Source organism: Acinetobacter sp. AYS6, assembly GCF_025630795.1.
GTDB lineage: Bacteria > Pseudomonadota > Gammaproteobacteria > Pseudomonadales > Moraxellaceae > Acinetobacter.
On record NZ_JAOTNV010000009.1, the window covers coordinates 19,156 to 31,780 of the forward strand.

Genomic DNA, 12,625 nt, shown 5'->3' on the forward strand with positions numbered 1-12,625 from the left:
AAAACTCCATAGGTAATTAATGAATCACAACACCCTCAATGGCATCATCACTCACCTTATACTCGATTAAAACCGAGCAATTTTTTGCAAATCTTTTTAGAAAAATTAACTTTAAAATTAACTTTTCTAAAATGACTTTAACCATAAAAATTAAGCACAGATCTAAGATCGTGCTACTTAAATTAATTTCACTAGTATACGCTTTTTTCACCTATAACTTTGTGGCAAATCGTATCATGTTCTTAACGAACGATTGATTTTTTTGACACATACCATCTATAAATTGGCGAAATACATATGCGATTTTATCTTTTAATATATGGTGCAATATATAAAAAACTCATCTTTTTCGACCATAGTCTAAAGTTTACATTATAAAGTTAAAAAAAAACGCACATCAAGGATGTGCGTTTTCTATTTGTGCAGAATTAACCCGCTTGATCTAATAGCATATTACGGATGTGACCGATTGCTTTTGTAGGATTTAGACCTTTAGGACATACTGACACACAGTTCATGATACCTTTACAACGGAACAAACTGAATGGATCGTCAAGACGAGCCAAACGATCTGCAGTAGCAGTATCACGAGAATCAATAATAAAACGGTATGCATTCAACAATGCTGAAGGACCCAAGAACTTGTCAGGGTTCCACCAGAATGATGGGCATGAAGTTGAACAACATGCACAAAGAATACATTCATACAAACCATTTAAGTGTTCACGCTCTTCTGGAGATTGTAAACGTTCTTTAGGTGGAGCTGGTTGGTTATTGATCAAGAATGGCTGAATTTTGTCATATTGATCATAGAATTGGTTCATATCAACAACCAAATCTTTAACTACCGGCAAACCTGGTAAAGGACGAATTACGATTTTCTCTGGTAAATCATTTAGGTTTTCTAAACAAGCCAAACCATTTTTACCATTGATATTCACACCATCCGAACCACAAATACCTTCACGGCAAGAGCGACGGAATGTTAACGTTTCGTCCTGAACTTTCAATGCAAGCAATGCATCAAGCAACATACGGTGCTTATCAGTCAATTCAAGCTTGAAAGTTTGCATGTACGGCGCTTTATCCTTATCAGGATCATAGCGGTAGATTTCGAATGTACGAGTACCTCTACTCATCTTTATACTCCCGATTAGAATGTACGTGGTGCTGGCGGAATTGCATCAACAGTCAACGGTTTGAAGCGCACAGGCTTATATTCCAAACGGTTGTCTGATGAATACCATAACGTATGTTTCATCCACTCATCATCACGGCGACCGTATGAATAAGTTGGGTGATCAGCTGGTAATTCATAATCAACTACAGTATGCGCACCACGACACTCTTTACGCGCAGCAGCTGAAATCAGAGTTGCTTTTGCAACTTCATACAAGTTTTCAACTTCAAGCGCTTCAACACGTGCAGTGTTAAATACTCTAGATTTATCTTTCAAGTGAATGTTACGTACACGTGGCTCAAGAGCAAGAATCTCTTTTACACCCTTATCAAGCAATGCTTGAGTACGGAATACACCAGCGTGATCTTGAACGATATCACGAATTGCATCAGCGACTTCTTGAGCATTTTCACCAGAAGTTGAGTCATCCAACTTACGTACACGAGCTAGTGTTTGCTCTAATACATCTGTTGGAAGTGGTGCATATTCATCACCATGATGCTTAGTTACGTAATCGATAATGTGCTCACCAGCAGCTTTACCAAATACAACCAAGTCAAGAAGTGAGTTAGTACCTAAACGGTTTGCACCATGTACAGATACGCAAGAACATTCACCAATTGCATAGAAACCTTTTACAGGTTTAGTGTAGTTGTCTGTACCCACTTCAGGTAAACACACCTGACCATGCATATTCGTAGGAATACCACCCATTTGATAATGGATTGTTGGTACTACAGGAATCGCTTCTTTTGTGATATCAACGTTCGCGAATTTTTTACCAATCTCAAATACAGATGGTAAACGCTTCATGATTGTTTCAGCGCCCAAGTGAGTCATATCAAGTAAGATATAATCACCTTTTGGACCACAACCACGACCTTCTTTAATTTCTTGGTCCATAGAACGTGAAACGAAGTCACGTGGAGCCAAGTCTTTTAAAGTCGGTGCATAACGTTCCATGAACGGTTCGCCGTCTTTGTTACGAAGGATTGCACCTTCACCACGACAACCTTCAGTCAACAATACACCAGCGCCCGCAACACCCGTTGGGTGGAACTGCCAGAACTCCATATCTTGTAATGGAATACCAGCACGAGCAGCCATACCAAGACCATCACCAGTGTTGATATAAGCATTTGTTGATGCACGGTAAACACGACCAGCACCACCAGTAGCAAATAATGTCGCTTTTGCTTGGAATACTGAAATGTTACCAGTTTCTTGGTCAATCGCTGTTACACCAAGCACATCACCAGCTTCGTTACGGATCAAGTCAAGAGCGATCCACTCAACGAAGAACTGTGTACCCATTTTCACGTTGCTTTGATAAAGCGTGTGCAATAACGCATGACCTGTACGGTCAGCAGCAGCACAAGCACGTGGAACTGGCTTATCACCATAGTTAGCAGAGTGACCACCGAACGGACGTTGGTAAATTGTACCATCGGCGTTACGGTCAAACGGCATACCCATGTGTTCAAGTTCATACACAACTTTTGGTGCTTCACGACACATAAATTCAATTGCGTCTTGGTCACCTAACCAGTCAGAACCTTTTACTGTATCGTAAAAATGGAAATGCCAGTTATCTTCTTGCATATTACCTAACGACGCACCGATACCACCTTGAGCAGCTACAGTGTGCGAACGTGTAGGGAAAACTTTAGTGAGTACTGCAACTTTCAAACCCGCTTGAGCGAGTTGGTAAGATGCACGCATACCAGAACCACCACCACCAACGATAACTGCATCGAAAGTGAGGTTTTGAATATTTGAATAATCTTCTTTAGGGGTTATCGCGCCCATGATGTCTTCCTATCAATTCGCCCAGAAAATCTGGATACCCCAGATTGCGTACACAAACACTGCAATAATGACAGCCGTCGTCAGTACAAGGCGTAAACCTTTCGCTGAAGGACCCATTTGACGAGTAGTGACATAGTCAGTAAAAACTTGCCACATACCAATCCATGCGTGTGCGATAAGCGATAAAATTGCCAATAAAGAAAAAATCTTCATTGGTAATGTCATCATGAAACCAGCCCATTGTTGATAGTCAAATCCACCTTTGCAGAGAATCCAACCCAAAAGAACAACAGTATAGGCTGCTAGTACAACCGCACTTACACGCTGGATAAACCAATCACGAGAACCTGAACCAGTTAAACCTGTAGCACTTTTCATTAGAACATAATCCATACAAAGGCTGCGATAATAGCTACCACAGATAAGATCAATGAAATTGTCGCTGCAATACGACCACTTTGCAGTTCTTCAGCAAAACCTAAATCTGCAAGTAAGTGCTTCACTCCAGCAATAAAGTGGAATAGCAAGCCGGCTACAAATACCCAAACGATAAAACGTACAAGGATATTTCCAAACACGACATTTTTAACGTAGTCAAATCCTTCTGGTGAAGATAATGATTTATCTAAAATCCATAAGAGAACTGGTACTAATAAGAAAACGATGACACCTGATAAACGGTGTAAAATTGATGCAATAGCCACGGGTGAGCGTAAATTTACCGCTAACACCTGACCCATGGACAAATTGACAGGTCTGTTGCTTTTCACAGCGGGCATCCTGTAGGTAGAAACTCCGACCGGAGTTTGTTGAATTAATTCCAAGGAAAGCTGGCATTGTTAGGCAAGCACAGCTCATGCCTAACCTATAAACGACACTGAATTATAAAACGCGAAGTATCAAAATACAAACAATCCACTTTACCATTTAAGCAAAAAACAATTAAATAAGAATCATTAACAATGATATCACCCTATTAACTCTATTAAAAAGGTATACATAGTTCTATCATGTTATTGTTTAAAATAACTTTTTATTTAATTTCATTTTTTCTGAAATTTCTTTTAAATAAGTAAGTTTTAGACTAAAGATAAAGTTATAAATTCAACATATAAATAAAAAAATGTTAGTAACACCTCATATTTTCAATAAAAGCTACAATTCGAATAAGTGAAGGTACTTATATTCAACTCAAATCAGTCAATCTAAAATACGATGGGGAAAGCAATTTTTACCGAAAATAAGAATAATTATTATTTTAACGCCGTTCAATTAGCTATTTTTTATACAATTAAACTTAAAAAATCAGCAATATTCTTTGTTACAACTAAATAAAAACAGAGTTTTTTTTGATTAGCAATTTGAAATTACACCATGAGTTTTATGATTTTTTTAATTGGATTGGCATTTTCTACCGCCTTATCATTTCTCATCTTAATTTTAAAATTTGCTTACAATTGTACTCATACTTCATTTTTTTTCTGCACGTTGTTGTTGAATTGACTTATTATACCATCCCGATGCAGTGATTTTACTGACTTTTTTTCTCGGGTCTTGATGACTAACTCTCTGTGGGATCGTCATTTTTTATCCATAAGTATAATTGACAAAATTTCAGTACTCACTAATCTTATAGCAAATTTTGACACCGTCTGATTCGCACATGAGAACATTAGGATTTCGGGTCAGATCAACATTCACCAGGACAGGAGATCTATTGAATGTCTGAAGCAAATGGCAAAAAAGCCGTATTACATCTTGATGGCAAAGAAATTGGATTACCAATCTACAGTGGCACTTTAGGTCCAGATGTAATTGATGTCAGCAGCATATTGAAAGAAGGTCATTTTACTTTCGATCCTGGTTTTATGGCGACAGCTGCATGCGAGTCTAAAATTACGTTCATTGATGGCGACAAAGGTATTTTATTACACCGCGGTTACCCAATTGATCAGTTAGCAACTCAAGCAGACTATCTTGAAACTTGTTATTTATTATTAAATGGCGAGCTCCCAACTGCTGAACAAAAAACAGAATTTGATGCCAAAGTTCGTGCTCATACGATGGTTCACGATCAAGTTAGCCGTTTCTTCAATGGTTTCCGTCGTGATGCTCATCCTATGGCAATCATGGTTGGTGTTGTTGGTGCATTATCTGCGTTCTATCACAACAATCTTGACATTGAAGACATCAATCACCGTGAAATCACTGCGATTCGTCTAATTGCAAAAATTCCAACGCTTGCTGCTTGGAGTTACAAATACACAGTAGGTCAACCATTCATCTATCCACGTAATGACTTAAATTACGCGGAAAACTTCTTACACATGATGTTTGCTACTCCTGCTGACCGTGATTACAAAGTAAATCCTGTTCTTGCTCGCGCAATGGATCGTATCTTCACGCTTCATGCTGATCACGAACAAAATGCTTCGACATCTACAGTACGTCTTGCTGGTTCTACTGGTGCAAACCCATACGCATGTATCTCTTCAGGTATTTCTGCGCTTTGGGGACCTGCTCACGGTGGTGCAAACGAAGCTGTTCTTAAGATGCTTGATGAAATCGGCAGTGTAGAAAACGTTGCTGAGTTCATGGAAAAAGTAAAACGCAAAGAAGTTAAACTCATGGGCTTCGGTCACCGTGTGTACAAAAACTTCGACCCACGTGCTAAAGTCATGAAACAAACTTGTGACGAAGTTCTTGAAGCATTAAATATCAATGATCCTCAATTAGCGCTTGCTATGGAACTTGAACGTATTGCATTGAACGACCCGTACTTTGTTGAACGTAAACTTTACCCTAACGTAGACTTCTACTCAGGTATCATCCTTAAAGCGATTGGTATCCCAACAGAAATGTTTACGGTAATCTTTGCACTTGCACGTACAGTAGGTTGGATCAGCCACTGGTTAGAAATGCACAGCGCACCATACAAAATCGGTCGTCCTCGTCAGCTTTACACTGGCCCGACTCAGCGCGACATCAAACGTTAATATTCGAAAGAAAATTAATGATAAAAAAGCTGCCTTCTGGCAGCTTTTTTATTGTGGTATTTTCAATTCAATTTAAAAACTTATTCTTCGTCAAACACACTTAATAAATGATGACTAATTCCATCAGCCCTCAACCAAGCCAACTCATAACTCGCTTTGGCCAAAGCTAGAACACGTCTTTCAAATTCAACCCATATTGTTTTGACTTGAGACTCTGAAATACCCAAACCACTTTCTGTTGCCAGATGCTTATTTTTTTCACATATTTTCAAAGCATGATAAAGCTTGCGGCCTTTACTCGCCCCTTCCATCAACCGAACACGCTTACTTAAAATAAATCCCTCTACATGCTGTAAGTTCGCATGAGGTAACATAGGTACTAAAATTTGATTCAACTGATCATCTAAGCGCTTCCACACAGCCAAGCGTTGCTCTGCTGTATAAGTATTCCATTGAATCACTTCGTGGTTAAAACGACGACAACCACGGCAAACCTGATCACCAAAAACTGTTGAACAACGCCCTGCACATGGGGTGAGAGAGAGCATTCGATGATCATTACTCAAAACAAACTCCTTAAATAAACCATATACTTTTTATGGTTTTCTCGCTTATTACACATTTTCGCGCTAAAATATGCGCCTTAAATTTATATCTTAATACATTTGGAGTTTTCCATGAACGCTACTGTAGAACAGCTTGCACCTGTAGAACAGCAAGCGACCGCGGGTTGGGTTGTTGCAGCACTATATCAATTTAAAGAAGTTCAAGATCCTAAAGATCTTCAGCAACGTCTATTAGACTTAGTGAAAACAATTAACCTTTGTGGAACTCTGATTGTAGCAGGTGAAGGAATTAATGGTACTGTTGCAGGTGACCGTGTAGCGATTGATAGCCTTTATCAATTTTTACTCAATGAAGGTTTTGCCTCTATGGAATATAAAGAATCCCATAGCTCTGACAAGCCTTTCCGCAAAATGAAAATTAAACTTAAAGATGAAATTGTGACTTTAGGTGTTGAAGTTAAGCCTCGTGACTTAGTTGGTCACTATCTTGATCCAAAAGAATGGAATGATTTAATTGCACGTGATGACGTAATTTTAATCGATACACGTAATGATTATGAATATAAAGCGGGTACTTTCAAAGGGGCAATCGACCCTAAAACTGAGACATTCCGTGAGTTTCCAGAATATGTTAAGAAAGAATTAGAGCAACATAAAGATAAAAAAATTGCCATGTTCTGTACAGGCGGTATTCGCTGTGAAAAATCTACGTCTTTACTTCTGCAAGAAGGCTTTAAAGAGGTTTATCACCTTAAAGGCGGAATTCTTAAATATTTAGAAGAAACCCCTGCCGATGAAAGCTTATGGGAAGGTGAATGTTTCGTTTTTGACGGACGTACTGCTGTAACTCATGGCGTTGAAGAAGGCGTAAATATTAAATGTCACGCTTGTGGTTGGCCATTAACTCCAGAAGAGTCTGCTTTACCAAGTTATGAACATGGTGTTTCTTGCGTATATTGCATAGACAAGACCACTGAAAAACAAAAAGCGGGTTTCCGTATGCGCCAATCACAAATTGCTGCTGCAAAGCGTAAACGTCTGTAAGACGACACTATTAGGAAGTTTTCAGAAGGCATTTAGATTTCTAAATGCCTTTTTTATCTTTATATAATTAAATTTTTCTAAATAAAAAACGCCCTAGAAAGGACGTTATTTACTTAAATTTTTAAAGTTTAATTTGGCGTATGATACATCAAGTATAATTCATTCAAATTATCTGGAATTTCTTCTGCCAGTTCATCCATTAACTGTCCATTGCGACGGAAAGATTCCATCTGTGGATCTTCTTCATCAATTCCACTAAATACCATCATTGGTAAAGTTAAATCAATTAACTGTTCTTCATATTCAGGGGCAAACCATGCCTCTTCATTTAAGAACATTGCATCAACAAATCCCACACTCCAGTCGCCTAAGCTAGATTCAACATCAGCTTCTTCAATTTCAAATGGAAATGCAATTCCATTTTCATTTGCTAAGTCTTGTCTAATTGATTCTAACCATGCCTTGATTTGCTGAATAATTTCAGCAGGAACCTTTTTATGGTTATTATCAAACAGCTCATCTAACCAACGGTCAAACTTAGGGCCTACTGCAATTGCACACAGAAAACCATGAGTCGCAGCGAAATCTAGACCATACTCATTGTGGTCTCCATCTAGATATTCACTTAATTGGTCTAAATCTAACGCACTCATTGTGTTACCTGACTATAAAAAAGAAATCTACGATAGCATAGCATTTAAGCTGACGATGCCCTATTCAGATTTGATTAGTCTTCATCATCAAGATCATCATCGTCTAAATCATAATCAAAATCTTTCAACTCACGCTCTAAACGGCGTTGAGCTAATAGATCATCAATTAATCTACGTTTTTCTAATGATTCTTTTGCAGTGATTTTGCCTGATGACTCATCAAAACCGACATCATCATCATCACCGTAGTTATCATCTAGTTCAAAATCTGTAGAAGACACTAAAACTACCTCTAATGAAAAAATGTGAATGGGTCTAGGCGCTATTTATCGCTCTTACAGAATCATGTCAAGTTTTATTTATATTTTTTTCATTAAACTGCATATTTGTACTTTTTTTCACCCGAAAAATTGTGTATTTATAAAACTGAACTATTTTTTTGATCAAGAAAAAATTCTATGATCTTTTCGATGATTTAAGCTTGAAAAAAATGATTTTAGCCCAATATTCAAAAAACAGACGTGAATTCAAAGATATTTTTTATTTAACGGTTACCGACCAAAGCCAAAACATTTCAAGCAAATTGTGCTATCATGCACGGTTTTTCACTGCCACAGATTCAACGAAGAGTAAGCAAAGATGAGCGATATGCATTCCCCTACTTCTCAAGTAGCGGCTCTGATTAGCCGAGGCAAAGAACAAGGTTACTTAACTTACGCTGAGGTTAACGATCATCTGCCGGACTCGATTACTGAAAGCGAACAGATTGAAGACATTATTCAAATGCTTCAAGACGTTGGTATTCCTGTACACGAGCGTGCACCTGAATCTGACGATACCATGTTCGGTGAGTCAACTGACACAGCCGATGAAGTTGCTGAAGAAGAAGCTGCTGCCGTACTTGCATCGGTTGAAAATGAGCCTGGACGTACGACAGACCCTGTACGTATGTACATGCGTGAAATGGGTACAGTTGAACTGTTAACCCGTGAAGGTGAAATCAGCATTGCTAAACGTATTGAAGAAGGGATTCGTGATGTCCTTAATTCAATTGCGTACTGGCCAAATGCTGTTGAAGTTGTATTAAAAGAATATAATGATTTCTTAACTGGCGAACGCCGCCTTGCCGATATTTTATCTGGCTATCTTGATCCGGAAACTGACGAAGATATTCCTGAGGTTCTAGAAGAAGAAACAGAACTTGAGGAAGATGCACCAGCAACACCAGCAAAAGAAGTTAAGCTTGACGATGACGAAGAAGATGAAGAGTCAGAAAGCGATGACGACTCTGAAGGTGAGTCTGGTCCAGATCCTGAAGTTGCAAAAGTTCGTTTTAATGAACTTGAATCTGCATGGACTAAAACAAAAGCTGTTATTGAGAAACATGGCCGTAACAGCCCAGAAGCAGATGAAGCTTTAGAATCTTTAGCTACTGTATTCATGATGTTTAAATTTACACCACGTTTATTTGACATCATCTCTGAAATGATTCGTGGTACACATGAGCAAATTCGTGCCAACGAACGTGAAATTATGCGTTATGCAGTACGTCGTGGCCGTATGGATCGTACTCAATTCCGTACTTCTTTCCCTAAGCAAGAATCTAATCCAGCTTGGTTAGATGAACAAATTGCTAAAGCTCCTGCTGAAATCAAGGTGCATTTAGAAAAGGTTCGTCCGGATGTTTTAGCATTCCAGCAAAAGATTGCAGATATCGAGAAAGAACTTAGTTTAAGCGTTGCTGAAATTAAAGATATTTCTAAGCGTATGGCGATTGGCGAAGCGAAAGCACGCCGTGCTAAGAAAGAAATGGTAGAAGCCAACCTTCGTTTGGTAATTTCGATTGCGAAGAAATATACCAACCGTGGTTTACAGTTCCTTGACTTGATTCAAGAAGGGAACATTGGTTTGATGAAAGCTGTAGACAAGTTTGAATATCGTCGTGGATATAAATTCTCGACTTATGCAACTTGGTGGATTCGTCAGGCGATTACCCGTTCGATTGCAGATCAGGCTCGTACAATTCGTATTCCTGTACATATGATTGAAACGATTAACAAGATCAACCGTGTATCTCGTCAATTGTTACAAGAAATGGGCCGTGAACCGACACCTGAAGAATTAGGTGAACGTTTAGAAATGGACGAAGTGAAGGTTCGTAAGGTACTTAAAATTGCGAAAGAACCGATTTCAATGGAAACTCCTATTGGTGATGATGAAGATTCGCATCTTGGTGATTTCATTGAAGATCAAAACATCACTTCTCCAATTGATGCTGCGACTTCAGAAGGCTTAAAAGAAGCAACACGCGAAGTACTTGAAAACTTAACTGAACGTGAAGCAAAAGTATTGAAGATGCGTTTTGGTATTGATATGCCAACCGACCATACTCTTGAAGAAGTAGGTAAACAATTTGACGTAACACGTGAACGTATTCGTCAGATTGAAGCGAAAGCATTGCGTAAATTACGCCACCCTTCTCGTTCTGAACACTTACGTTCTTTCTTGGAAAATGACTAAGTTTTGAAAGCTTGAAATTTCAAAACCAAGCCCCATTTAATAGAAAGAGCTATAAACGCCTGCGATAATGCAGGCGTTTCAAATCATGAGGTAACTTATGTTAGACCGCACTCCATCTCGCGAACTACAAGAACATCTTTGGGTATTTCCGATGGATTATCCAATTAAACTTATTGGCGATGCGGGTGAAGAATTACGTGTTGCTGTAGTTGATATTTTGGTAAAACATTTTCCCGACTTCGACCACTCAACACTTAAAGTTCAAGAATCTCGCACCGGCAAGTATCATTCTTTAACAGCACAATTGCGCTTTGAAGAATTAGAACAAGTTCACGCACTTTATGCTGACTTGGCTGCTTGTCCGCAGATTAGAACTGCGCTTTAATTTTAAGTTCTTCAATCAATACCACAGTCAGATATTCTTACTGTGGTATTTTTTTGGGAAATTTTTAAGCAATTCAACAGTAAAAAACAATATAAATATTTAGAACTCCTATTATAAAATCCTTTAAAATTACAAGGTTTTCGGCTTCTATCTTGCAGCTATTAACTGGGTGCCGCATAAACTAACTTATAGGAATATATTGTGATGAGCCTTGATAAACCAAACTTGATTATTCGGCAATGGAACGATTTACAAGATTATCAAAGCAAATTTGAAACCATGAAACTCTTAACAAATGAGCGTGATCAAGATACGCCTGATGAATTATGGTTACTTCAACATCACAATGTCTTAACACAAGGTCAAGCTGGTAAACCAGAACACATTCTAATTTCATCAGACATTCCTGTAGTACAAACCGACCGTGGCGGACAAGTGACTTGGCATGGCCCCGGTCAACTCGTGGCCTACTTCATGTTCGATCTTAATCGTCTAAAGTGGAACGTACGTACATTGGTCAGTTTTGCTGAACAATTTATGATAGATATTTTGAAAAAATATGAAATTGAAGCTTACGCCAAGCCCGATGCACCCGGCGTATATGTTGATGGCCGTAAGATTGGTTCCTTAGGTTTTAAAATTCGTCGTGGCCGTAGTTACCATGGTTTAGCATTAAATCTGGACTGTGCCTTAGAGGGATTCCAAACTATCAACCCTTGTGGTTATGCAGGTTTAGAAATGGTGCGTATACAAGATTTAGTGACTCCCTATCCATCATTTGGTCAACTTTGCCAAGACTTTATTGAGTATATTAATAGCACTGGGTACTTTAATGACCCTAAAGTCAAATATGAATAAATCGCTTTGCGATGAAATAAAAATGGATTAGAGTAATTACTCTAAAATTACTTTTGCATAATTTTAAGAAGGGATAGCAAGTGATTTCAACAAAAGCTGTAAAGCCCACTCTGCAACTTGCCTACGTTAAGCTGATGATGGATGTCATCGGGCGTGGCTTAGTCATGGCAAGTCAAGTAGATAGTGAAATACAAGAGGAAATCTCTAAATTTCCAGTTCACTTTGTAATTTCAATGAATGTTTTCCCGAATGGACCAGCATTTTTTGCACGAGTGACAGAAGACAAACAGTTAGAGCTACTTAAAAGACCAGAAAGAAAACCTGACTTAACGATTACTTTTAAGCATGTAACTCATGCATTTCTGGTTTTCTCTTTTCAGGAAAGTACAGCTCAAGCATATGCTCATGACCGTATGATTGCAGATGGAGATGTATCAGCAGGGATTCGCTTTGTTCGTTGCTTAAATAGAATGGAATCTCTTATTTTACCAAAATTGGTAGCATCACTCGCAGTTAAAGAATACCCAACCGAACTCACCCTAAAAGAAAAATTTAACGAAGCTGCCAATATTTATTTAAAAGTAGCCAAGTCTTACTTCAAGCGGAGCGCATAA

14 protein-coding genes and 1 pseudogene are annotated in these 12,625 nt (G+C 38.5%); 7 read left to right on the plus strand and 8 right to left on the minus strand.

Annotated elements, in window-relative coordinates; translation table 11 throughout:
* Positions 1-16: 16 nt before the first annotated feature.
* The 5 genes from OD757_RS14540 to sdhC all read right to left on the minus strand — a co-directional run bounded on the left by OD757_RS14540 (position 17) and on the right by sdhC (position 3,768).
* Positions 17-145 carry a hypothetical protein gene (locus OD757_RS14540; RefSeq protein ID WP_002116082.1) on the minus strand — a complete coding sequence of 43 codons (129 nt, stop codon included), beginning with the start codon at positions 143-145 and terminating at the stop codon, positions 17-19.
* Positions 146-428: 283 nt separating this feature from the next.
* Positions 429-1,139 carry a succinate dehydrogenase iron-sulfur subunit gene (locus OD757_RS14545; RefSeq protein WP_005310066.1) on the minus strand — a complete coding sequence of 237 codons (711 nt, stop codon included), beginning with the start codon at positions 1,137-1,139 and terminating at the stop codon, positions 429-431.
* Positions 1,140-1,153: 14 nt separating this feature from the next.
* Positions 1,154-2,989, minus strand: a complete 1,836-nt coding sequence (gene sdhA, locus OD757_RS14550; protein ID WP_009389358.1) for a succinate dehydrogenase flavoprotein subunit — start codon at positions 2,987-2,989, stop codon at positions 1,154-1,156.
* 12 nt (positions 2,990-3,001) lie between these two features.
* Positions 3,002-3,367, minus strand: coding sequence for a succinate dehydrogenase, hydrophobic membrane anchor protein (sdhD, locus tag OD757_RS14555; RefSeq protein ID WP_003655454.1), 366 nt, complete (start codon positions 3,365-3,367; stop codon positions 3,002-3,004).
* Positions 3,367-3,768 (minus strand): succinate dehydrogenase, cytochrome b556 subunit, encoded by a 402-nt coding sequence (gene sdhC, locus OD757_RS14560; protein ID WP_003655453.1) that lies wholly within the window; start codon positions 3,766-3,768, stop codon positions 3,367-3,369. Before sdhC ends, sdhD begins: the two co-directional genes overlap by 1 nt.
* A 497-nt stretch (positions 3,769-4,265) precedes the next feature.
* Between sdhC and OD757_RS18325 the strand changes: the two are divergent.
* Both OD757_RS18325 and gltA read left to right on the plus strand, forming a co-directional pair.
* Positions 4,266-4,346: pseudogene (locus tag OD757_RS18325) on the plus strand (hypothetical protein); the annotation flags it as partial.
* Positions 4,347-4,710: 364 nt separating this feature from the next.
* Positions 4,711-5,985: a citrate synthase gene (gene gltA / locus OD757_RS14565; RefSeq protein ID WP_004789414.1), complete on the plus strand. Its 1,275-nt coding sequence runs from the start codon at positions 4,711-4,713 to the stop codon at positions 5,983-5,985.
* Between the two features lie 80 nt (positions 5,986-6,065).
* Here gltA and OD757_RS14570 read toward each other — a convergent pair whose 3' ends face one another.
* Positions 6,066-6,551: a DUF1289 domain-containing protein gene (locus OD757_RS14570; protein ID WP_009389337.1), complete on the minus strand. Its 486-nt coding sequence runs from the start codon at positions 6,549-6,551 to the stop codon at positions 6,066-6,068.
* Positions 6,552-6,662: 111 nt separating this feature from the next.
* Here OD757_RS14570 and OD757_RS14575 point away from each other — a divergent pair, with 111 nt between their 5' ends.
* Complete coding sequence (locus tag OD757_RS14575) at positions 6,663-7,595, plus strand: rhodanese-related sulfurtransferase (protein WP_263032305.1); 933 nt, start codon at positions 6,663-6,665, stop codon at positions 7,593-7,595.
* A gap of 128 nt (positions 7,596-7,723) precedes the next feature.
* Here OD757_RS14575 and OD757_RS14580 read toward each other — a convergent pair whose 3' ends face one another.
* Positions 7,724-8,248, minus strand: coding sequence for a YecA family protein (locus tag OD757_RS14580; protein ID WP_263032306.1), 525 nt, complete (start codon positions 8,246-8,248; stop codon positions 7,724-7,726).
* Positions 8,249-8,322: 74 nt separating this feature from the next.
* The gene (locus tag OD757_RS14585; protein WP_002116495.1) at positions 8,323-8,529 is read right to left on the minus strand and encodes a PA3496 family putative envelope integrity protein; all 207 of its coding nucleotides are present in this window, start codon (positions 8,527-8,529) and stop codon (positions 8,323-8,325) included.
* 358 nt (positions 8,530-8,887) lie between these two features.
* Here OD757_RS14585 and rpoD point away from each other — a divergent pair, with 358 nt between their 5' ends.
* From rpoD to OD757_RS14605, 4 genes are all read left to right on the plus strand, one after another.
* On the plus strand, positions 8,888-10,768 hold the full coding sequence (rpoD, locus tag OD757_RS14590; protein WP_034677868.1) for an RNA polymerase sigma factor RpoD: 1,881 nt from the start codon (positions 8,888-8,890) through the stop codon (positions 10,766-10,768).
* Positions 10,769-10,865: 97 nt separating this feature from the next.
* Entirely contained in the window at positions 10,866-11,153 is a 288-nt protein-coding gene (locus OD757_RS14595) for a YbeD family protein (protein ID WP_002116017.1), read from the plus strand.
* A gap of 204 nt (positions 11,154-11,357) precedes the next feature.
* The gene (gene lipB / locus OD757_RS14600) at positions 11,358-12,011 is read left to right on the plus strand and encodes a lipoyl(octanoyl) transferase LipB (RefSeq protein WP_263032307.1); all 654 of its coding nucleotides are present in this window, start codon (positions 11,358-11,360) and stop codon (positions 12,009-12,011) included.
* Positions 12,012-12,091: 80 nt separating this feature from the next.
* Positions 12,092-12,625 (plus strand): hypothetical protein, encoded by a 534-nt coding sequence (locus OD757_RS14605; protein WP_263032308.1) that lies wholly within the window; start codon positions 12,092-12,094, stop codon positions 12,623-12,625.

Bases quoted from the DNA above. Each gene is read 5' to 3' on its own strand.
- OD757_RS14580 (WP_263032306.1), bottom strand. From the start codon at position 8,248: ATGAGTGCGTTAGATTTAGACCAATTAAGTGAATATCTAGATGGAGAC.
- rpoD (WP_034677868.1), top strand. From the start codon at position 8,888: ATGAGCGATATGCATTCCCCTACTTCTCAAGTAGCGGCTCTGATTAGC.
- OD757_RS14540 (WP_002116082.1), bottom strand. From the start codon at position 145: ATGGTTAAAGTCATTTTAGAAAAGTTAATTTTAAAGTTAATTTTTCTA.
- sdhD (WP_003655454.1), bottom strand. From the start codon at position 3,367: ATGAAAAGTGCTACAGGTTTAACTGGTTCAGGTTCTCGTGATTGGTTT.
- OD757_RS14575 (WP_263032305.1), top strand. From the start codon at position 6,663: ATGAACGCTACTGTAGAACAGCTTGCACCTGTAGAACAGCAAGCGACC.
- sdhA (WP_009389358.1), bottom strand. From the start codon at position 2,989: ATGGGCGCGATAACCCCTAAAGAAGATTATTCAAATATTCAAAACCTC.
- OD757_RS14545 (WP_005310066.1), bottom strand. From the start codon at position 1,139: ATGAGTAGAGGTACTCGTACATTCGAAATCTACCGCTATGATCCTGAT.
- lipB (WP_263032307.1), top strand. From the start codon at position 11,358: ATGAGCCTTGATAAACCAAACTTGATTATTCGGCAATGGAACGATTTA.
- OD757_RS14595 (WP_002116017.1), top strand. From the start codon at position 10,866: ATGTTAGACCGCACTCCATCTCGCGAACTACAAGAACATCTTTGGGTA.
- sdhC (WP_003655453.1), bottom strand. From the start codon at position 3,768: ATGCCCGCTGTGAAAAGCAACAGACCTGTCAATTTGTCCATGGGTCAG.
- gltA (WP_004789414.1), top strand. From the start codon at position 4,711: ATGTCTGAAGCAAATGGCAAAAAAGCCGTATTACATCTTGATGGCAAA.